Genomic DNA, 21,007 nt, shown 5'->3' with positions numbered 1-21,007 from the left:
TCACACCTACACGATGCTAATGACTTTAATGTTACCATGTTTTTCAGCCTGAAGAGGAATCTATGCCATGATTAACGCGCTTATGGCGCTTTACATACATGTCAAAAAATAGCTGGCTATCCTGGCATTATGTAGCATGTATTTATCAATAAATGGATATAAAGGATAAACGTTAAATGACATTTCAAAATTTTAGGGCGATCCCTTACTCTCCGCAGTGCGGGGAGTAAGGGATCGTCGGAATTTCAGGGTATCACTATTATGAAAGCCTATTTAATCGGTGGATAAGAACAATAAAATGGTTGAAAAAACGGAGAAAATAAAACTGGAAATATTGGATAATATCCGGAGAGTTAAATTGGTTTATCAGGGTAAGGATATTAGTCATTAAAGTCACACATTGTTTAAACATATTCTTTATTATGATTAATTTTGGAAATAGTATTTCCCGTTATTATATTGTCGAAAGTCTGTAACGATTAACCAAAAACCGTTTGCTCTGATTATTCCACTTAAGAAGAAAAAATCTTAGCATTAAAAATACTTGAAATACGGCCTACATGATTAATGGATTAAAAATGAAAGAGTTATTGCAAAATCACCCTAATGACAGAGAGTTTCCTGTTAACAGTTTTCGAATAGTCAAAGAGGCTATTCTGAAAAGAAAAAAGATGGATTTTCTTAGGCCCAGTCAGGCGATTGGTTTGGGAATTCTCTGGATTACAACCATTTTGTTGATCGCATTATCGACAGTGATAACCGGATTAGCCATGGATTCCAATAACCTACCGTCAGCGGGTTATATCTTGTGGGCTATGTTGATAGGTTTTAGCATATTGGGCGTATTCCTTTCTATTTATACTTTTCTGCGTATCAAAAATCTTCCTGCGGCCGAACAGAAACGTTATTACAGACAGGCAGGGTTATCGATCTTACCGGAAGAAAAACGGCAGGCTTTACGTTTGCATCTAGTTAGCTGCTATTACGACGGATTTTGGACAGAAACACTGGAGCATTACCCGCTTAAAAGTCGGGTGTTTCAAGATAATAATAAGTATCGTTTTTTACCTTTATCAGAACCTGAACCGCACCAATCACAATTATATCAGGATTGGGGCATTCTTGATGAACAGGGATATTTAAAAAGGCTGCATGAATTATGGGCGGGAATGCATTCGGAGCGTTTCGCGGTTGACGCTGTTTTCACGGATGGAGAAATGTTTCAAGTGCTTGGAAGCCTGATAGAAGAATCCCCTGAATATGTCCAGCAATGTGCCCGCTCCATTGATGGACGACCCCCGGTTTTACTCTGGGGTTTTGATCTTTGGCGAGCCATTGTCATGAGCCGAAACTGCTTTGCGGCCGGTTATATTAGCGAGGAAATGGCCTGGAAGAATATACTGAAAACAGCAGATTATATTTATGAAATTTTTGACAGCTTTGATGAATTCTACACAAATTATCGGCTGGGTAATGCCTATTGGAGCCGGAATTTTGACACGGTGAAAGGGCGCCTGAAAGAATTTTTGTTTTATAAAGAGCATTGTGATTGGCCAATGGCTCAATTGCCTTGGCCAAATGCGAAAGGCATCTTTATGGAACAATATATGAAAGATGGTTTTTCTGATGTCGTGAATTCCCTGTTACGGGATCAAATGGAAAATTCACCCGACGATGAAATCATGGATGAAGAGAGTGGTCATACCGAAATTCGGATATTGCATTAAATGGGAACATTTTTCTATGCTATAGTAGGCCACATTTTATACTCCCTCTTATTCAATTCCCCGTATTTCAGGGGCGTTATATAGGGGGGCTGTTAATTTAAAACCACTTGAAATATCTTGAAATGCACGAAAATAAAGCAGTTAAAAATACCCATGAAATCAAGGGGAAATCCCATAAATTCAAACCTTCCCGTTTCTCCGTTGCGCCCATGCTCGACTGGACTGACCGTCATTGTCGTTACTTCCATCGCTTATTAAGCAAGGAAGCACTGCTTTACACGGAAATGGTCACAACCGGCGCGATTATTCATGGTAAAGGAAATTATCTGGCTTATAACGAGCAGGAGCACCCTCTGGCATTGCAATTGGGCGGCAGCGATCCTCAGGCATTGGCGCAGTGTGCCAAGATTGCACAAGAACGAGGTTACGATGAAATCAACCTGAATGTGGGTTGTCCTTCTGATCGTGTGCAGAATGGTCGTTTTGGTGCGTGTCTGATGGGGGAAGCGGCGCTGGTGGCCGAGGGTGTCAAGGCCATGCAGGATGTGGTGGATATTCCTGTTACCGTTAAAACCCGCATCGGAATTGATGAACAGGATAGTTACGAGTTCCTGTGTGACTTTATTGATACCGTCGTGAAAAACAGCGATTGCGATAATTTTGTTATCCATGCGCGTAAAGCGTGGCTGTCTGGTTTAAGCCCGAAAGAAAACCGCGAAATTCCACCCCTGGATTATCCACGGGTCTATCAATTGAAGAAAGATTTTCCACAACTGACGCTTTCCATTAACGGTGGTATTAAATCACTGGAAGAAGCGAAGCAGCATTTGCAGTATGTGGATGGCGTAATGATTGGACGAGAGGCTTACCAAAACCCTTCTATTCTGGCGAATGTGGATCGTGAGTTGTTTGATCAAACCGCACCTGTGGTGAATACAGTGGATGCGGTCAGATCCCTTTATCCTTATATTGAACAGGAATTGTCGACAGGCACCTATTTAGGGCATATCACCCGCCATATTTTGGGCATTTTTCAAGGCATTCCCGGCGCACGTCAATGGCGTCGTCACTTAAGTGAAAATGCCCATAAACCGGGTGCTGATATTATGGTCGTTGAAAAAGCCTTGGACATGGTGACAGAGCGGATGTAATCCGCTCAGGTGTTTTGTTCGCATTTAAGGGATCAATAAACTGGAACCGTGGGTTGCGCGGCTTTCCAGTGTCCGATGTGCCCTTATCGCTTCGCTCAGTGGGAACTTCTGATTTTCCGGTACATCCACATTAATTTTACCGCTGACAATAAAATCAAACAGTATCTTGCTGGCTTCCGCCAATTCTTCACGGGTGGTGATGTAGCCATTCAGAGCAGGGCGGGTGAGGAACAGTGAACCTTTTTGGTTGAGGATACCCAGATTCACCCCTGTTACGGGGCCAGAAGCGTTGCCAAAACTGACCATCAAACCTTGCCGTTTCAGGCAATCTAATGAATCCAGCCATGTTTCCTTGCCGACAGAATCATATACCACGCCAACTTTTCCCCCGCCCGTGATGTCCAAGACTCGTTCCACAATATTCTCGCGATGATAGTTGATGACCTGCCATGCCCCGGCTTCTTTGGCCAGTGCCGCTTTTTCGTCCGAACCTGCCGTTCCAATCAATTTAGCGCCCAGCGCTTTTGCCCATTGGCAGGCAATGAGACCCACACCGCCAGCGGCAGCATGGAACAGAAATGTTTCTCCTGCCCGGATCTTATGGGTCAGATTGAATAAATAGTAAACGGTCAAACCTTTTAAAAAGGATGCAGCGGCTTGTTCGAATGAAATCGCATCGGGTAGCAGAGCTAATTTGCTTTCAGACACATTGTGTACTTCACTGTAAGCACCAGAGGCGGACTGGGCATAAACGACGCGATCCCCGACTTTAATGGATGTCACACTTGAGCCGATTTTAGTCACAATACCTGCGGCTTCTGTGCCGAGCTTGCTGGGCAGACTGGCTGATGGATATAGCCCGCTCCGCATATAAGTATCAATGTAGTTGATCCCGATGGCTTTGTTTTCGACTTGTACTTCATCAGATGCAGGGTCAGCGGGTGTAAATTCACAATATCGGAGTACTTCTGGGCCGCCAGTGGCGGAAAATTCGATATGTTTTGCCATGGTCACTCTCTCATTATGTTGGAAATCATGTTGTAAATATAGGGAACAGCTTCGCATGTTTACTATGAAACTGCTGCAAACAGCGTAAATGTCTCTGAAATCATCACAGACTATATATAATTACTCAAGGCTGTTTTCATGGCGTATACTGATGCGCTGTTTCGTTTTTGTTTAGTGGATTGATGCGGTACACATGGCTGGAAAAAAACCAACTAACAACAGTATGGCTGGACCAAAAGATCGCCAAATGGAAGGGCTGAAACTTCCACCACACTCTTTGGAAGCAGAGCAATCCGTGTTGGGCGGTTTGATGCTGGATAATGAACGCTGGGATAATGTCTCCGAGCGGGTTGTCAGCAATGATTTTTTCAGCCGCCCACACCGACGTATTTTTTCTGAAATGCAGCGTTTGCTCGAAACGGGTAAACCTATCGACCTGATTACCTTATCGGAATCTCTTGAACAGAATGGCGATCTCGATAATGTCGGTGGGTTCGCTTATCTGGCCGAACTGTCAAAAAATACCCCAAGTGCTGCGAACATCAATGCTTATGCCGATATTGTCCGCGAACGTGCCGTCGTGCGCGATATGATCTCGGTGGCAAATGAAATTGCAGATGCGGGCTACGACCCACAAGGGCGAACGAGCGAAGAATTGTTGGATCTGGCTGAATCACGGGTATTCCAGATCGCAGAAAACCGGGCAAATAAAGATGAAGGCCCGAAAGGCATTGAACAGATCCTTGAAGAAACGGTTGAGCGCATTGAACAGCTCTATCAGCGCCCGCATGATGGAGTGACCGGGGTCTCTACTGGCTACCAAGACCTGGATAAAAAGACGGCGGGTTTGCAAAAATCAGATCTGATTATTGTGGCTGCGCGTCCTTCAATGGGGAAAACCACCTTTGCGATGAACCTGTGTGAAAACGCAGCGATGATGCAGGATAAGCCGGTCCTGATTTTCAGCCTGGAGATGCCCGGCAATCAGATCATGATGCGTATGTTGGCATCCCTTTCCCGTGTGGATCAAACACGAATTCGAACGGGTCAGCTTGATGATGAAGATTGGGCACGTATTTCCAGCACCATGGGAATTTTGCTGGAAAAACGCAATATGTACATCGATGATTCATCTGGTCTGACCCCGACAGAAGTCCGCTCCCGTGCGCGGCGGATTTTCCGTGAGCATGGCGGGCTGAGTATGATTATGATCGACTACTTGCAATTGATGCGAGTACCCTCTTTATCTGACAACCGAACACTGGAAATTGCGGAAATATCCCGCTCACTGAAGGCATTGGCAAAAGAGCTTCAAGTGCCGGTTGTTGCACTTTCCCAGCTTAACCGTAGTTTGGAACAACGAGCCGATAAACGGCCGGTTAACTCCGACCTGCGCGAATCAGGCTCTATCGAACAGGATGCTGACTTGATCATGTTTATCTATCGTGACGAGGTCTATCACGACAACAGTGAACTGAAAGGCGTGGCAGAAATCATCCTTGGTAAACAGCGTAATGGCCCTATCGGTACGGTAAGGCTGACGTTTAATGGCCAATGGTCACGGTTCGATAATTATGCAGGGCCAAGCTATAGCGACGAATAACTCTGGCGCCTATCGTTCATATCCCAATGACCTGAAATGAGCAGCGTCTAATCGCATCTCATGAAGATAGGCTTTTAATTACCACTTTTGACCGGAAAAGCATAAAAAGGGGACGAAATGAAAGCGGCAACTGCTGTTATCGACCGCCGCGCTCTGCGACATAATCTGCAACAGGTTCGGGTGCAAGCGCCTGACAGTAAACTGATTGCAGTTGTGAAAGCAAACGCCTATGGACATGGTTTATTAGAAACGGCGTACACAATGGAAGACACTGATTGTTTCGGTGTCGCTCGAATTGGGGAAGCCCTTGCACTGCGTAGTGGCGGGGTTGTCAAACCCATTCTGCTATTGGAAGGTTTTTTTGAGGCGGCAGATTTACCTGTTCTGGTCGCCAACGATATTGAAACCATCGTACACAGCATTGAGCAGCTTGAAGCATTGGAGCAGGCGGATTTGTCCCATCCGATTAAAGTGTGGATGAAACTGGATACAGGCATGCATCGTCTGGGCGTCAGGCTTGATGAAGCGGAAGCCTTTTACCAACGCTTGAGCCGCTGCCATAACGTCGAACAACCCATTAATCTCATCAGCCACTTTAGCCGTGCGGATGAACCGACCGTAGAGGCGACCCAACAGCAAATTGATTGCTTTATGGCATTTGTTGCGGATAAACCGGGCGAAAAATCCATCTCGGCATCGGGTGGGATTTTATTATGGCCGCAGGCACATTTGAATTGGGTTCGGCCCGGTATCATGATGTATGGGGCTTCGCCAATAGCCGACAAAACTGCGGCTGATTTTAACTTGCTTCCTGCGATGACATTAAAATCCAGCTTAATTGCGGTGCGTCAGCATAAAGCTGGCGAATCGGTAGGATACGGCGGTACATGGAGTAGCGAACGCGATACTTGTCTTGGTGTTGTGGCGATGGGATATGGTGACGGTTATCCCCGCAGTGCGCCAGCAGGGACACCGGTATTTATCAATGGTCGGGAAGTGCCGCTTGTCGGTCGTGTTTCCATGGATATGATCACCGTGGATTTAGGGCCAGAATGCCAGGATAAAGTTGGGGATGAAGTGACCCTTTGGGGGGATGTTCTACCCGTTGAAAAAATTGCGGAACATTCGGAGATCAGCGCTTATGAGCTAATCACGAAACTGACTTCACGTGTTGCAATGGAATATCTAGACGAATAATTTGGTAAGTTATATTGTCTGTCAATGCGTCTTTTATATCACTCAGTAGCAGGGAGAATCACAATCGTGTTCCAGAATGTTGATGCGTATGCGGGCGATCCTATTTTGTCGTTGATGGACAAATTTAACCACGATCCTCGTGCAGAAAAAATTAACCTAAGCATCGGGCTTTATTACGATGAATTGGGTATAACTCCGCAATTGCAGGCTGTTGCAACCGCTGAAGAACAAATGAGTGCTTTGCCACAGTCTGCTTCCCTTTATCTCCCGATGGAAGGATTGCTTGCCTACCGCGTGGCCATTCAGGAATTACTGTTCGGTAAAGATCATCCATTATTAAATCAGAAGCGTATCGCGACTATTCAAACTGTGGGTGGTTCCGGTGCGTTGAAAATAGGCGCTGATTTTTTACACCGTTATTTCCCTGATTCTGAAGTGTGGTGCAGTGATCCAACATGGGAAAACCATGCTGCTATTTTTGCCGGAGCAGGCGTTAAAGTGGATTATTACCCCTATTTTGATGACAAAACCAAAGGGGTAAAATTTGACAAAATGTTGGCAACATTTGAGAAATTACCAGCAAAAAGCATTATCTTAATGCATCCTTGTTGCCATAACCCAACCGGCTCAGACCTCACCAATGACCAATGGGATCAGGTGGTTCAGGTTGTTAAGGCGCGGGAATTACTGCCTTTCCTTGATATCGCTTATCAGGGATTTGCCGATGGTATGGAAGAAGATGCTTATGCGATCCGCGCAATGGCAAATGCAGGGCTACCTTGTCTGGTCAGCAACTCATTCTCGAAAATTTTCTCACTGTATGGTGAGCGGGCTGGTGGATTATCAGTGATCTGTGACAATGCAAACGCGGCTGAAAATGTCTTGGGGCAATTGAAAGCCGGTGTCCGCCGTATTTACTCCAACCCTCCAAATTTTGGCGCACAGGTTGTTGCCAGAGTATTGGGTGACCCTGAATTAAAAACCCAATGGCGGGAAGAGGTCGAACGGATGCGGTTACGTATTCTGGAAATGCGGACAGTATTGGTAAATGCATTAAAAAAAGCCCTGCCAGAGAAAAACTTCGACCATTTGTTGCAACAGCGCGGCATGTTCAGCTATACCGGATTCAGCCAGAAACAAGTTGATCGGTTGCGTGAAGAATTTGGTGTCTATCTGCTCGGTTCAGGCCGTGTTTGCATGGCGGGAGTAAATCACCATAACGTGCGGCGTATTGCAGAAGCATTTGCTGCGGTGAGTGAGTAGTTTTTATCTGTAGAATTTTAAAATTCCCTGTTCTCATGGCGGCAGGGAATTTAATAGATATCTCTGTTATAGCCAAAAATAGAAGATTTTTATTGGTTATTTTTTCTTGAAGTTTGTTCGCCATGTTAATTAATAACGGTTTACTATATAGTAGTTACCTGAATTTTTGACACCTTCCTTTCATTTCAATACCTAACTAAATGTTTAACTTAATCTTTTAAAGCCAAAAGATTAACTGAATGGAAATAAAGAAAATGTAATACCTACTCTTGAGCTCTTTCATCAGTTATTAGGATGAACATTAACCCGTAAAGGCGCTATTGCGTTTTTATTGTGATAATTATTAAAAGAGTCAAAGCATTATGGATATGCAATCAAGAAAGTATGGTAGAACGTTCCATTACCCGTTCTCGCCAGGCACAACCAGTGACGATCGCATTAATCATCATTGGTGGCAAGATATACAAAACATTAAGCAGCTTATTCATACGGAAAAGTTAGACGGTGAAAATAACTGCCTGAATAGATATGGCGTATTTGCCCGCTCTCATGCCACACCAACACAATCGGCATGGACTCAGCAAATTCGTCAACGCTGGCAATTGATCAAAAATGACTTAGGCGATATTGAGATCTTTGGTGAGAATCTTTATGCCATTCACTCCATTGAGTATCGACATCTTGAAGAATACTTCTTTGTATTTGCTGTGCGCATTAAAGATTGCTGGCTCAGTTGGGAAGAAGTCAAATTTTATGCGGCATTATTCGATTTTCCGACCGTACCTGAAATCGATGTCTCTGAAATCAATAACCCTGAAACACGGAATAAATCTGCGTTTACGCAAAGTATTATTGAAACGGCAACGCAGGGAAGTTGTTTCTCTTCATGGGAGACACAGAACAAAAAGTTATGCTCAATGGAAGGCATTGTTAGCCGTAATGCAGGGGAATATTTGGTGACTGATTTTGCACACCATGTTTTTAAATATGTGCGAAAAAATCATGTCAAAACAGATAATCATTGGAAGAGAAATTGGCAAAGGGCACCCCTATATTTTGAGCGGTTTTCTAATTCGAACAAATATAGGACGGAAGGAGAAAGGAAATGAACTGGACATTCAGTCTCAATAAATCATGGGATTATTTATCCTCTACTTTCTCTTTTATCGCTGATATGGATGGAATTCAGCAGGACCCCATTCATCATGCTGAAGGTGATGTTGCGATCCATACCCGCATGGTATTGGAAGCACTGGAGCAATTACCGGAATATGCATTACTGACGGTGGAAGAGCAAGAAATTCTCTGGACGGCAGCACTGTTGCATGATGTAGAGAAACGCAGCACTACGCGAGTGGATTGGGATGGACGCATCATTTCTCCGGGACATGCCCGTAAAGGCGAATTGACGGCCAGACAAATTTTGTTTCAGCAAATACCGACGCCATTTGCAATACGGGAGCAAATTGTTGCGCTTGTGCGTTTTCATGGGTTGCCATTGTGGTTAATGGAAAAGCCCAGTCCACAAAAGGCATTATTGGCAGCCTCATTGCGTGTCGATACTTATTTGCTGACGTTACTGGCAAAAGCAGATGTATTGGGGCGGGTATGTCAAGATTCGCAAGAATTACTCGGACGGATTGAGCTGTTTGAACTTTACTGCCGTGAACAGGGATGCTGGCGTGAGCCACGGGGATTCTCTTCTGGTGAAAGCCGTTTCCATTACTTTTCCACCGATAGCGAGCAACCAGACTATCAGCCTTATGATGACTATGGCAGTCAGGTGACATTATTGTGCGGATTGCCGGGAATGGGTAAAGACCATTTTATCCAACAGCATGGTAAAGGAATTTCAGTCATTAGTTTGGATGCGATTCGTCGTGAGCATCAAATTAGCCCGGAAGATAAAGATGCCAATGGTTGGGTAGTACAGCAGGCAAAACAGCAGGCCAGAGAAAAACTGCGCAGTAGGCAACATTTCATCTGGAATGCCACTAATCTGACAGGACAAATACGTCAACAACTGATCAAACTGTTTGTGAGTTATAACGCCAAAGTTCGGATTGTTTACATTGAACAAAATGATAAATGCTGGCGTCAGCAGAACAGTAATCGTCAATATGCTGTACCGGATAAAGTGATGGAACGGATGCTTAGTAAGTTGGAAGTTCCTGCGCCTGAAGAAGCCCATGAAGTCTGCTATTTTATCGATTCCGTGATGTTGGGTTGATAATCCTGGAAGGGGTTTCTGAGGCGTCCGGTCAAAAGAAGAAGGCTGTTGGGATACCGCAGCCTTCCTATCGGTGATGCTTTATGCTTCCAGAATATGGAAGCGCTATTTTTGCAGTAATTGATAGAACGTGGGGTTGTCGTCACATTGCCCGCTGCCACATTCCAATAGGGTAGACACCAGATTAGCCGCGATCAGAAATGCGAATAAGCCCATGGCAACTTTGCCTAATGTGGGTGGCGTATATCTCGAATCAGTATTGCCTGCTTTCAAAGGCATGATCACTGCGATGGCGATGATAGTCAGAATCGATAAGATGGCAGCCCAAGTATAAAAATGTAATCCGAAGAAAGTTGAACCATATCCTGTATCTCCTGGCAGAATATGGAGAGAAACCTGACGCATGGAGACAAATCCAGTCACAATGCAGCCAAGTATTGAGAGGCTGTAATGACCATTTTTTATGCCGAAATAAATATTAAATAAAAAGCCAAGACCAATCATGATGATGCCCGCCCGTTGCAATAAACATAATGGGCAAGGCAATTCAAAACGCGCTAATTGATAATAAAACGCGACAATCAAAATTACACTGATACCGAATAGACCAAGGATATTCAAGGCCATCGCGAGGTTAATATTACGTGATGCTGACATTGTATTATTCATTATTGCCTCCGATTCAGAAAGAAAGATTTAATGCATCAGTGGCATGATATTTAAACCAAAATACCGTGATGATGAATAAAGCAAACCAAAGTGCGTATGTCAGCTTTTTCTTGCCCGTAATAACCGTGGCAATGATAACCAGTGCGACTAAGAACGGTAAAAACATATACATGTTTAATCTCCATTATAAAATTGAAGCATATGTTATGTCATTATGGCATTAATGCATGAAAAATGTGATCAGTAATAATATTAGAACAATAATACGAGACTCATTTGAGAAAGGTTATTTCACCCGAATTGATGATAAGAAAAGTCTTTTTTTACACGTATTGGGAGAGCTTGGTTAACAATTGGTGAGCAAAGAGATAAGAACTCCCCACGATGTGGGGAGAATGGTAGATTATTTTCGTTGTGAAAGTAAACTAATCACGCTCAAGTATCGGCTTCAAAAAGCGCGCTGTGTGAGATTTCTGACATTGCGCCACTTCTTCTGGCGTTCCCGATACCAGTATTTCACCGCCGCCACTGCCACCTTCAGGGCCAAGATCGACAATCCAGTCGGCGGTTTTGATAACATCCAGATTATGCTCGATGACAACAATGGTGTTCCCCTGATCCCGCAATTGATGCAAAACGGACAGCAACTGCTGAATATCTGCGAAATGCAGACCGGTTGTGGGTTCATCAAGGATATACAGCGTTTGGCCTGTACCTCGTTTAGATAATTCCCGTGCCAGTTTTACCCTCTGGGCTTCCCCGCCAGAAAGTGTTGTTGCGGATTGCCCCAGACGAATATAGGAAAGACCCACCTCGAGCAAAGTTTGCAGTTTACGGGCAAGGGCTGGAACAGCATCGAAAAACTCCCGCGCTTCTTCGATGGTCATATTCAGCACTTCATTAATATTCTTGCCTTTGTATTTGATTTCCAGCGTTTCGCGGTTATAGCGCTTGCCCTTACATTGATCGCAAGGAACATAAACATCAGGCAGAAAGTGCATCTCAACTTTAATGACGCCATCGCCCTGACAGGCTTCACAACGTCCGCCCTTAACGTTGAAACTAAAACGGCCTGGTGTATAACCACGGGCACGGGATTCAGGAACACCTGAAAATAACTCCCTTACTGGTGTAAAGACGCCGGTATAAGTGGCGGGGTTTGAACGGGGAGTTCTGCCAATCGGGCTTTGATCGATATCGATCACCTTATCAAAATGCTCAAGCCCTTGAATATCGAGATAAGGCGCCGGATTAATATTGGTTGCCCCGTTTAACTGACGCTGTGCGATAGGGAACAGCGTGTCGTTGATTAGCGTCGATTTACCGGAACCGGAAACCCCGGTGATACAAGTAAACAAACCAACAGGCAGTTTTAATGTCACTTTTTTCAGGTTATTGCCTTTTGCACCAATTAATTCCAGCATCTTGTCTGGATCGGCAGGTACGCGCTGCTCCGGAATGGCAATCCGGCATTCACCACTCAGGAATTTTCCTGTCAGCGATTTTTTACTCTGCATGATATCGGTGATCGTTCCTTCGGCCACAATCTCGCCGCCATGTACTCCCGCTCCCGGCCCGATATCAATAATATGGTCAGCCGCACGGATGGCATCTTCATCATGCTCGACAACGATAACGGTGTTGCCTAAATTGCGCAGATGCAGCAAGGTTTCCAGCAAACGCTCATTATCCCGTTGATGCAAACCAATGGACGGCTCATCCAGCACATACATCACACCAACAAGACCCGCACCAATTTGGCTGGCTAAACGGATACGCTGGGCTTCACCACCGGAAAGGGTTTCTGCTGAACGGGAGAGCGTCAGATAATTCAGCCCGACATTGACTAAAAATTTCAGGCGATCGCCGATCTCTTTCAGGACTTTTTCCGCAATTTTCGCGCGTTGCCCGCTGAGTTTGATATTTTGGAAAAACGCCATCGCATGGCCGATGCTGAAATCCGAAATCTGCGGCAGTGTGGTGCCTTCGATAAAGACATAGCGTGCTTCTTTGCGCAATCGGGTGCCGTCACAAGAAACGCAAGAACGGTTGCTGATATATTTTGCCAACTCTTCGCGTACCGCGCTGGATTCGGTTTCTTTGTAGCGACGCTCCATATTATGCAGAACCCCTTCGAAAGGGTGATTGCGAACGGTGACATCACCACGGTCGTTGGTGTATTTGAATTCGATGGATTCTTTGCCTGAACCATATAAAACCACTTTCTGAATGGATGGGCTTAACTGATTGAATGGGACTTCAATATCGAATTTATAGTGCTCTGCCAGCGATCTCAGCATCTGGAAATAATAAAAATTACGGCGATCCCAACCACGGATTGCACCACCCGCAAGGGAAATATCTTCATTTTGAACGACACGGTCAGGATCGAAAAATTGCTGAACACCTAAACCGTCACAAGTCGGGCAAGCCCCCGCCGGGTTGTTGAAAGAAAACAGGCGTGGTTCCAGCTCGCTCATGCTATAGCCACACACTGAACAGGCAAAATTGGCAGAGAAAACCAGTTCTTCGGCCTGGGCATCATCCATATTGGCAATCACGGCAGTGCCGCCGGAAAGTTCTAAGGTCGTCTCGAATGATTCTGCCAGGCGCTGGGCGAGATCGGCACGCACTTTGAAGCGATCAACGACCACTTCGATGGTATGTTTTTTCTGTAATTCAAGTTTGGGGGGATCGGAAAGATCACACACTTTACCATCAATCCGGGCACGGATATAGCCTTGTGCGGCAAGATTATCCAATAGCTTGGCGTGTTCACCCTTACGCTCTTTGACGACAGGAGCCAGTAACATCAAACGTTGGTCTTCCGGCAGTGTCAGTACGTTATCTACCATCTGGCTGATTGTTTGCGCTGCCAGCGTAATATCATGTTCGGGACAGCGCGGTTCACCGACACGAGCAAACAGCAGGCGGAGATAATCGTGAATTTCAGTGATCGTGCCGACCGTAGAGCGTGGGTTATGGGAAGTCGACTTTTGTTCAATGGAAATGGCGGGGGATAACCCCTCGATATGATCGACATCCGGTTTTTCCATCAGTGACAAAAACTGGCGGGCATACGCAGAGAGTGATTCAACATAACGACGCTGACCTTCCGCATATAGGGTATCGAAAGCCAGAGATGACTTACCAGAGCCGGATAGCCCGGTAATGACTATCAGCTTGTCACGGGGAATTATCAAACTGATATTCTTTAGATTATGGGTGCGGGCGCCCCGAACTTCGATGTTATCCATATACCATTTCCCAGGTTATTGATAGTGCAGAACTCATAAACGCGTTATTATTGCACAAACATTGCTGAGTGGATATACAGTATTTCATGGGAATTCATGCTGAAACCATGACAATGTAAAGTACGATACGCTTCGCAAAGTATAATATAACGGGTCTATGTTTAAACTTAGTCCTCGCATGGTAAACTACTTTGCTTATAATTAGAGAAATCCGTTTCTTAGCAAAATTCATTTCATCAGGAGTATTCCCAATGGCCAGCAGAGGCGTAAACAAAGTTATTTTAGTGGGTAATTTGGGGCAGGACCCGGAAGTTCGCTATATGCCGAATGGCGGTGCAGTCGCCAACATTACTCTGGCAACGTCTGAGAGCTGGCGTGACAAGCAAACCGGTGAGATGAGAGAGAAAACCGAATGGCATCGTGTCGTGATTTTCGGCAAACTGGCAGAAGTCGCCGGTGAATACCTGCGCAAAGGTTCTCAGGTTTATATCGAAGGTTCTTTGCAGACCCGCAAATGGCAGGATCAGAGCGGCCAAGACCGTTACTCCACTGAAATCGTAGTGAATGTGGGTGGCACCATGCAGATGCTGGGCGGCCGTGGCGGCAGCGCAAGCCAGGATGCACCAGCACAAAGCGGCGGCTGGGGACAACCACAGCAGCCACAGCAACCACAAGCCTCTCAGCAATTCAGCGGCAGCGCTCCATCCCGTCCGGCACAGTCTCCAGCGCCACAGAGCAATGAGCCACCAATGGATTTTGATGATGATATTCCGTTTTGATCTGGAACTTAAACCGATTTTTTATAAGGTTTAATGAGTTAAGTTAATAAAAAAGTTGCTAAACATATACTCGTATATGTTTAGCGACAAAATGAAATTTCTTTAACATATTTATTGGGAGCCATCCACGATGACTTCTCACATGTTATAAATAAGTTTTCATAATAGTGATACACTGAAATTCCGAATATTCCTTACTCCCCGCTGCGCGGGGAGTAAGGAAGTGTTCTACAATTTTGAAATGTCATTTATATCCTTCATTTTTTAATTTAACATCAATATCAACATAAAAAGAAAAAAACAAAGTAACAAACAAAGTAACAAACACGGGTAGAACGATTGTAGCCAACTCACAAAAACTCACTAAATTCCTCTGCGGTTGGTAGTTTTATCGGATGTTTAAATCCAGACAATCTCATTTCCTGACGTGAAAGTTGGATATCCGATGGTTGTAGTACCGCATTACCAAAATTATAAACAACAGACTCTTTACCACGACAGATTGCTTGATCTCGCTCTTCACTGTTGCGTTTAACTATTTCATTGCGTTTATGATAGGTGTTAATAGAAGAACTACCGTGTTTTTTGTTCAGCATTTGCATCGTTTTTTGTGGAGATAAAACCACGGCACTTGCGTTATTACCGCCGAATCCTTTTGCATTAATGATTGTGGCTTTCATATTTTCGCCACGTTCGCCAACGAATTTATTCTGCATCAAGATATTCAAATTGGTTGCATGTACATCTTCTGCAATATGATCAATCGTCGTAATTCCCGGAATCCAACCATATTGCCAAACGCCTAAAGTATTGGCTAATTGATCCCCTGCTGCTGCGGCAATCGAGTGCCCAATATGCGCTTTAATGGCGGTGACATCCCAGTGTTTGAGTCCGAAAGTCTTGGCTACTTCATTGATAATATGGCTTTCTGTTACTCTGTTTTGTGGTGTTCCAGTTCCATGTGCCTGAACGTAGGAATATTGCAACTTTCCATCCAGTACATGGTTGGTAAGGGAGGCCGCTTTCATCATGGTGATGTAATTTCCTATTCCCGGTGAAGAAATTGATTTTTTGTTCGCATCGGCATTAACGAAAACATCCGGCACAGAACCAAGGATATTGGCCCCGCATTGCAAGGCTAATTCATCACTCATCAGCAATATAAATTGCGCAGATTCCGCAATAGTAAATCCGGCATTGGTTGAGAATGGACGGCAGGCACGATGATGGTTCACTATATCGGTGCCATCAAGTTTGCGGAGTTGGTGGTCTTCCGCAAGGGCTCCCATGACCCTGAATCCTTCAATGATTTCTGGGACGATAGGTGCTTCGGCACAGCCAACTAAACAGACTTTTGACTTACCTTGTTTAATGTCATTGATGCCCTGTTTGAGGTTATATAGAAAGCTGGCACAGGCTCCGAGATTGGCCGAAGTAGTACCAAGGTTGTTGATAAGATAGCTATTAATAAAACCGGCTGGCATATCTGCCATGGAAAGGGGAAGCATTTTGGAACTGGCACGTGAACCATTCAATGGATTGCCAATTAATCCTGCCATTGAAAATCGATCCACTTGGCCTAGAGAACTACCGGCATAAACTGAAATCTGATCAGGTTCCACTACCTTATTGCTCAGTTTTTTAGTGTTCCCATTGCTGAAATTATTGAAAAGCACTTTTTGCATGAGGTATCGAACTTCCAATCAGAACCGTTTTTTCAGATTGGAGGTAATACGCAATTTGATGAAACGGTTTCGATAGCACAAGACTATATTAAGCAGCATGTTGATTCACAAATCACCATTAAGGATATTGCCACTTATGTTGGTGTCTCGGAGAGTACTTTAATTCGCAGGTTTAAAGGGCAGGTTGGTCTTTCACCGCATAAATACTTACTGAACCACCGTTTATTAACCGCCAAACAGTTGCTGGCGGATAATAGTCTAACCTTATTGCATGTCGCTCAATTGGTGGGATTTAAGGATACTTATTATTTTAGCCAGGTGTTTGAACAACATTTCCAACTGACTCCCACTCATTATCGTAAATTGGTCAAGGCTAAAGTTTTTCATGCCTGATAAATGGACAATATATTTTTGATACGTTAGGAATGCTTCGGTAATAGGTGATGATTATCAGGCTCTCATGCTAAATATGCTTAAATTTGTTACCAGCAAAATCAAACCAATAAATAGCATGAGCGAATATCAGTATCTCTGTTCTATTTAGCCAATCGCTTTACCCAACGATTGACGAATATAAGAACCAGCTCCCAATAACCCCGGTTTATCATGGGTAATCAGATACACGGGAATATCCTGCAAATAACTCGTGAATCGCCCTTTACTTTCAAATCCCTGCCGAAACCCAGATTTTTGGAAGAAATCAAGGAAACGTGGGACGATCCCTCCCGCAATATAAACGCCGCCAAATGCACCCATATTCAATGCTAAATTGCCACCAAAACGCCCTAACGCGGTACAGAAAATCTCCAACGCCTGTTTGCAGGTGGAGCAATTTCCACCCAGTGCGCGATCAGAAATGTCGCGCGGGGTAAGTGTTTCCGCTGGCTGTCCGTCAAGTTTCATTAGTGAACGATAAATATTGACCAACCCAGGCCCGGAAAGGATTCGTTCAGCCGAGACATGACCATATTCTTCCCGCAGTACACTCAGCATATGATCTTCTTCTGTACTGTCCGGTGCGAAATCCACATGGCCGCCTTCACCGGGCAGGCTCATCCATTGGCTTCCTGTGTGAATAAGATGTGCGACACCTAATCCAGTACCCGCCCCATAAACCGCGATGGGGCGCTTGGCTTGGGGTTGTTTTCCGCCAATCTGAATCACATCATCGGCTCCCAGAACCGGAATGGCGAGGGAAACGGCGGTAAAATCGTTAATCACCTCAAAACGTTCCCACCCCAGAGAGGCTTTCATTTGGCTAACGGAAAAACGCCAACTGTGATTGGTCATGCTGATGACATCATCTGTCACCGGACAGGCAATGGCGATGCAGCCATAATTAATTTCACAGTTTTGTTGTTTCAGATATTGGCGGATGACAATTTCAAGCGATGCATAATGCGCACAAGGATAGATTTCGACTGCGCTCAGTTGCCCAGTATCTATATCACATAATGCCAGCCGTGCATTTGTACCACCGATATCGCCTACTAAGGCATAAGTTGCCATGTTGATCTCCTTAATTCTTATAGAAATGATCTATATCCTAATGAACCAGCCAAGAATCGAATTGAGGGGATTTTACACAAGGTTAGTATTAAAGGCCGCATAAAAATGATTTGTTCATCATTCTTAGGTTCTGACTGTAGTAATGGTTTTTTCTTTTTAGCGTTTGAACAAAATACAGGCCATTGCCATGCTCCCTATAACAAGGCATTTTTGCTGATAACAATCAGGCGATGGCGGTGCACTTCGGTATCATATCCCCAACAAAACGCTTCCCATTTTTCAATGAGTTCGCTTATTGAGGAGACTTGTGTTAGTGGTCTATCCATTTCCGTGCCATCTGAGATATAGACGTGGTAGTTCGTCACCAGTGCCCAATCAATCATGATCTTCCAGAAGCGCTTACCGTCACCAGTTTGTTCTTCATCAGTGACAACAATACTATAGCTTTTCAGCAGATGCTTAAAAAATATTCTTGGTAAACTACTTGCGGCTGTTTGGTGTTTAGAACTAAGGGTACGCCATACCATGATTTGAGTGCAGGTTTCTTTGTTGATCACTATGTCGTTTCGGAAGAGAAGCTTAACGGCGTAAACTGTTTCTGGTTGTCCAGCCCCGGTGGTTACCATGCGGTATTCATCTTTGTTGAGAGCTTTCACAAAACGGTAACCATCGGGTATAACTGCATCAGCTAAATGGAAGTCGATGACACCTTTTTCTATAAAGTTTTTTGTATGCTCAATGTTTTTATCCAATAGGCTGAGTTTGAGATCAAAATCTGCATCTGGGATCAAATAAGGCATTGTTTGATCCCCGGTATTATTATGACTCGACATATTCTGCCCCCAATCAGTAGAACCACCAGAAAATTGTGCAAAAACGGTTTAAGGTTCATTATACCTATCCTCGTAATTATTGAGCAAATATACATCAATATTAACAAATTGCCCTGTAAATATACAAGGCATGAGTTTTCTCATTTTAATTGGTTGGGTGGTCATAAATAGAGGAGGAGTTAGAGCCGACGGGCAATCCCAGAAGACATACCCAGATAGAGAAGAACAGCGGTGATTGCAGCACAAAATTTGTGATTATTGCTTGATTCTTATCCCTGATTCACTGGATAATCATCCGCTTCAAATTTTCTCGCCATTTTTTCGCCCTGAAAGCCAAACGATTGCGCAAACGAATGGCTGAACCAATGAGTACAGCCCGGATTTTTCTATCCCGTGACGTAATCGTTTTCGTGGGGTTTCTGTTCGGTAAAGTGGGGAGATAGGGCAATAGATTTTCAAAGTGAAATATTCAACAGAAAAGCAGGGGAACAACATGTCTGGTATGCAGGCACCAACTCAATGCAAACTCGATAAGTATTTTAAGATTACTGAACGTGGATCGACGGTACGTCAGGAAATTCTCGCTGGATTGACAACATTTTTGGCGATGGTTTATTCCGTTATTGTCGTGCCGGGTATGCTTGGGCAAGCCGGATTTCCCCATACTGCCGTGTTTATTGCTGTCTGTCTGGTGACGGGTGTTGGGTCGTTATTGATGGGATTGTGGGTTAATCTGCCGATGGCGATTGGCTGTGCGATCTCTTTGACTACATTTACCGCGTTCAGTCTGGTGTTAGGGCAGCAGGTCAGTATTCCCGTGGCACTGGGTGCGGTTTTTCTGATGGGATGCTTGTTTACGATCATTTCAGTGACGGGGATTCGCGCGTGGATTTTGCGCAATATGCCCATGGGCATTGCTCATGGAACAGGCATCGGCATCGGGTTATTTCTGTTGCTGATCGCAGCCAATGGTGTTGGGCTGGTGATTAAGAATCCACATGCGGGTTTGCCGGTTGCTTTCGGGTCGTTGACGGCGTTTCCTGTGCTTATGACGTTATTGGGACTGGCGGGAATTATTGGTCTGGAGCGCAGAAAAGTACCCGGTGGGATTTTGCTGATGATTATCGCAATCTCCATGATCGGCTTGATTTTTGACCCTGCCGTAAAATATCAGGGATTTTTTAAGGTTCCAACGTTGGGAGAAGATGGCCTGTCCCTGATGTTCAGCATGGATATTATGGGTGCTTTACAGCCCGTTGTGTTGCCGAGTGTTTTGGCGTTGGTAATGACGGCGATATTTGATGCGACCGGGACGATTCGGGCTGTAGCAGGGCAGGCGAATTTGTTGGACAAAAGGGGGCAGATTATCAATGGTGGCAAGGCACTGACCGCTGATTCTGTCACCAGTATCTTTGCCGGTGCCATCGGCTCTTCTCCTGCCGCCGTTTATATTGAATCTGCCGCAGGAACGGCTGCGGGAGGCAGAACCGGCTTAACGGCTTCCGTAGTGGGTATTTTATTCCTGTTGATTTTATTTCTGTCTCCCTTGTCGTATTTGGTTCCGGCCTATGCCACGGCACCTGCCTTGATGTATGTCGGGTTACTGATGCTGAGTAATGTGCGGAAACTCAACTTTGATGATTTTGTTGATGCGATGTCGGGTTTGCTGTGTGCGGTGTTTATCGTACTGACTTGCAATATTGTGACAGGCATTATGCTGGGCTTCAGTGCGTTGGTGGTTGGGCGTATTTTTTCCGGTGAATGGCGCAAGCTGAATGTGGGTACGGTTATTCTCGCCATCGTATTAGTGGTATTTTATGCCGGAAACTGGGCCATCTGATTAAAAGAATAGGCGCAAACGATATCAGTTTGCGCATTCCCTTCCACGATTAGGATATATCCCCAAATCAGCTAATTTTTCAACACACTCCCGCCGATAAGTATAAAATAGATAAATGACTTGCTGGTCATTGATTCATAATGTGATTGTTTTTTGATTTTTGTTAATAACTATAATATTTGTGGTTATTTGCGCTGTTATTAAAGGTAAAAAACAGTCACAATCTCTTCACCGACGGATTTTTGGCAATTTGTAA

18 protein-coding genes are annotated in these 21,007 nt (G+C 44.6%); 10 read left to right on the top strand and 8 right to left on the bottom strand.

The window, feature by feature from the left end:
• Positions 1-578: 578 nt before the first annotated feature.
• Together Xbed_RS13995 and dusA are read left to right on the top strand one after the other, a co-directional pair.
• A complete protein-coding gene (locus Xbed_RS13995) occupies positions 579-1,727 on the top strand; it encodes a DUF1266 domain-containing protein (RefSeq protein ID WP_086113541.1) in 1,149 nt (382 codons plus the stop codon).
• Between the two features lie 122 nt (positions 1,728-1,849).
• Positions 1,850-2,878, top strand: a complete 1,029-nt coding sequence (dusA, locus tag Xbed_RS13990) for a tRNA dihydrouridine(20/20a) synthase DusA (RefSeq protein WP_139837495.1) — start codon at positions 1,850-1,852, stop codon at positions 2,876-2,878.
• Positions 2,879-2,902: 24 nt separating this feature from the next.
• Here dusA and Xbed_RS13985 read toward each other — a convergent pair whose 3' ends face one another.
• Positions 2,903-3,886, bottom strand: coding sequence for a quinone oxidoreductase (locus Xbed_RS13985; protein WP_086113522.1), 984 nt, complete (start codon positions 3,884-3,886; stop codon positions 2,903-2,905).
• A gap of 193 nt (positions 3,887-4,079) precedes the next feature.
• Here Xbed_RS13985 and dnaB point away from each other — a divergent pair, with 193 nt between their 5' ends.
• From dnaB to Xbed_RS13960, 5 genes are all read left to right on the top strand, one after another.
• Positions 4,080-5,489, top strand: a complete 1,410-nt coding sequence (gene dnaB / locus Xbed_RS13980; RefSeq protein ID WP_086113521.1) for a replicative DNA helicase — start codon at positions 4,080-4,082, stop codon at positions 5,487-5,489.
• Positions 5,490-5,606: 117 nt separating this feature from the next.
• Positions 5,607-6,686, top strand: coding sequence for an alanine racemase (alr, locus tag Xbed_RS13975; protein ID WP_086113520.1), 1,080 nt, complete (start codon positions 5,607-5,609; stop codon positions 6,684-6,686).
• Positions 6,687-6,752: 66 nt separating this feature from the next.
• Positions 6,753-7,949, top strand: coding sequence for an amino acid aminotransferase (locus Xbed_RS13970; RefSeq protein WP_086113519.1), 1,197 nt, complete (start codon positions 6,753-6,755; stop codon positions 7,947-7,949).
• A 362-nt stretch (positions 7,950-8,311) separates the two neighbouring features.
• Positions 8,312-9,058, top strand: coding sequence for an RNA ligase family protein (locus Xbed_RS13965; protein WP_086113518.1), 747 nt, complete (start codon positions 8,312-8,314; stop codon positions 9,056-9,058).
• On the top strand, positions 9,055-10,179 hold the full coding sequence (locus Xbed_RS13960; protein WP_086113517.1) for an AAA family ATPase: 1,125 nt from the start codon (positions 9,055-9,057) through the stop codon (positions 10,177-10,179). Before Xbed_RS13965 ends, Xbed_RS13960 begins: the two co-directional genes overlap by 4 nt.
• A 105-nt stretch (positions 10,180-10,284) precedes the next feature.
• Here the strand turns inward: Xbed_RS13960 and Xbed_RS13955 are convergent, their stop codons facing one another.
• The 3 genes from Xbed_RS13955 to uvrA form a co-directional block, all read right to left on the bottom strand.
• Positions 10,285-10,848 (bottom strand): disulfide bond formation protein B, encoded by a 564-nt coding sequence (locus Xbed_RS13955; protein WP_086113516.1) that lies wholly within the window; start codon positions 10,846-10,848, stop codon positions 10,285-10,287.
• A gap of 13 nt (positions 10,849-10,861) precedes the next feature.
• Positions 10,862-11,020: a DUF5993 family protein gene (locus tag Xbed_RS19755; RefSeq protein ID WP_167371920.1), complete on the bottom strand. Its 159-nt coding sequence runs from the start codon at positions 11,018-11,020 to the stop codon at positions 10,862-10,864.
• 253 nt (positions 11,021-11,273) lie between these two features.
• Positions 11,274-14,105, bottom strand: coding sequence for an excinuclease ABC subunit UvrA (gene uvrA, locus Xbed_RS13950; protein ID WP_086113515.1), 2,832 nt, complete (start codon positions 14,103-14,105; stop codon positions 11,274-11,276).
• Positions 14,106-14,356: 251 nt separating this feature from the next.
• On the opposite strand from uvrA, the gene ssb1 reads away from it, so the two are divergent.
• A complete protein-coding gene (gene ssb1, locus Xbed_RS13945; protein WP_086113514.1) occupies positions 14,357-14,884 on the top strand; it encodes a single-stranded DNA-binding protein SSB1 in 528 nt (175 codons plus the stop codon).
• An 80-nt stretch (positions 14,885-14,964) separates the two neighbouring features.
• Here ssb1 and Xbed_RS20235 read toward each other — a convergent pair whose 3' ends face one another.
• Both Xbed_RS20235 and Xbed_RS13935 read right to left on the bottom strand, forming a co-directional pair.
• Positions 14,965-15,060, bottom strand: a complete 96-nt coding sequence (locus Xbed_RS20235) for a DUF1240 domain-containing protein (protein ID WP_244182498.1) — start codon at positions 15,058-15,060, stop codon at positions 14,965-14,967.
• Positions 15,061-15,234: 174 nt separating this feature from the next.
• On the bottom strand, positions 15,235-16,569 hold the full coding sequence (locus tag Xbed_RS13935) for a beta-ketoacyl synthase (RefSeq protein ID WP_244182497.1): 1,335 nt from the start codon (positions 16,567-16,569) through the stop codon (positions 15,235-15,237).
• Between Xbed_RS13935 and Xbed_RS13930 the strand changes: the two genes are divergently transcribed.
• Positions 16,564-16,962: a helix-turn-helix domain-containing protein gene (locus tag Xbed_RS13930; protein WP_167371919.1), complete on the top strand. Its 399-nt coding sequence runs from the start codon at positions 16,564-16,566 to the stop codon at positions 16,960-16,962. The genes Xbed_RS13935 and Xbed_RS13930 overlap by 6 nt on opposite strands.
• A 147-nt stretch (positions 16,963-17,109) precedes the next feature.
• Here Xbed_RS13930 and glk read toward each other — a convergent pair whose 3' ends face one another.
• Both glk and Xbed_RS13920 read right to left on the bottom strand, forming a co-directional pair.
• Positions 17,110-18,078 (bottom strand): glucokinase, encoded by a 969-nt coding sequence (gene glk, locus Xbed_RS13925; RefSeq protein WP_086113512.1) that lies wholly within the window; start codon positions 18,076-18,078, stop codon positions 17,110-17,112.
• Between the two features lie 194 nt (positions 18,079-18,272).
• Positions 18,273-18,878 carry a hypothetical protein gene (locus Xbed_RS13920; RefSeq protein ID WP_208612247.1) on the bottom strand — a complete coding sequence of 202 codons (606 nt, stop codon included), beginning with the start codon at positions 18,876-18,878 and terminating at the stop codon, positions 18,273-18,275.
• Positions 18,879-19,404: 526 nt separating this feature from the next.
• On the opposite strand from Xbed_RS13920, the gene Xbed_RS13915 reads away from it, so the two are divergent.
• A complete protein-coding gene (locus Xbed_RS13915; protein WP_086113510.1) occupies positions 19,405-20,751 on the top strand; it encodes an NCS2 family permease in 1,347 nt (448 codons plus the stop codon).
• Positions 20,752-21,007 lie beyond the last annotated feature (256 nt).

This window comes from Xenorhabdus beddingii (genome assembly GCF_002127545.1).
GTDB classification, from domain to species: domain Bacteria; phylum Pseudomonadota; class Gammaproteobacteria; order Enterobacterales; family Enterobacteriaceae; genus Xenorhabdus; species Xenorhabdus beddingii.
The sequence above is the reverse complement of the archived record's forward strand: the minus strand, read 5'-3'. Positions and strand labels throughout refer to the sequence as shown.

Excerpts from the sequence above, each read along its gene's own strand:
- Xbed_RS13915 (WP_086113510.1), top strand. The coding sequence starts at position 19,405 with ATGTCTGGTATGCAGGCACCAACTCAATGCAAACTCGATAAGTATTTT.
- ssb1 (WP_086113514.1), top strand. The coding sequence starts at position 14,357 with ATGGCCAGCAGAGGCGTAAACAAAGTTATTTTAGTGGGTAATTTGGGG.
- Xbed_RS13965 (WP_086113518.1), top strand. The coding sequence starts at position 8,312 with ATGGATATGCAATCAAGAAAGTATGGTAGAACGTTCCATTACCCGTTC.
- alr (WP_086113520.1), top strand. The coding sequence starts at position 5,607 with ATGAAAGCGGCAACTGCTGTTATCGACCGCCGCGCTCTGCGACATAAT.
- Xbed_RS13935 (WP_244182497.1), bottom strand. The coding sequence starts at position 16,569 with ATGCAAAAAGTGCTTTTCAATAATTTCAGCAATGGGAACACTAAAAAA.
- dnaB (WP_086113521.1), top strand. The coding sequence starts at position 4,080 with ATGGCTGGAAAAAAACCAACTAACAACAGTATGGCTGGACCAAAAGAT.
- uvrA (WP_086113515.1), bottom strand. The coding sequence starts at position 14,105 with ATGGATAACATCGAAGTTCGGGGCGCCCGCACCCATAATCTAAAGAAT.
- Xbed_RS19755 (WP_167371920.1), bottom strand. The coding sequence starts at position 11,020 with ATGTATATGTTTTTACCGTTCTTAGTCGCACTGGTTATCATTGCCACG.
- dusA (WP_139837495.1), top strand. The coding sequence starts at position 1,850 with ATGCACGAAAATAAAGCAGTTAAAAATACCCATGAAATCAAGGGGAAA.
- Xbed_RS13920 (WP_208612247.1), bottom strand. The coding sequence starts at position 18,878 with ATGCCTTATTTGATCCCAGATGCAGATTTTGATCTCAAACTCAGCCTA.
- Xbed_RS13985 (WP_086113522.1), bottom strand. The coding sequence starts at position 3,886 with ATGGCAAAACATATCGAATTTTCCGCCACTGGCGGCCCAGAAGTACTC.
- Xbed_RS13995 (WP_086113541.1), top strand. The coding sequence starts at position 579 with ATGAAAGAGTTATTGCAAAATCACCCTAATGACAGAGAGTTTCCTGTT.
- Xbed_RS13955 (WP_086113516.1), bottom strand. The coding sequence starts at position 10,848 with ATGAATAATACAATGTCAGCATCACGTAATATTAACCTCGCGATGGCC.
- glk (WP_086113512.1), bottom strand. The coding sequence starts at position 18,078 with ATGGCAACTTATGCCTTAGTAGGCGATATCGGTGGTACAAATGCACGG.
- Xbed_RS13960 (WP_086113517.1), top strand. The coding sequence starts at position 9,055 with ATGAACTGGACATTCAGTCTCAATAAATCATGGGATTATTTATCCTCT.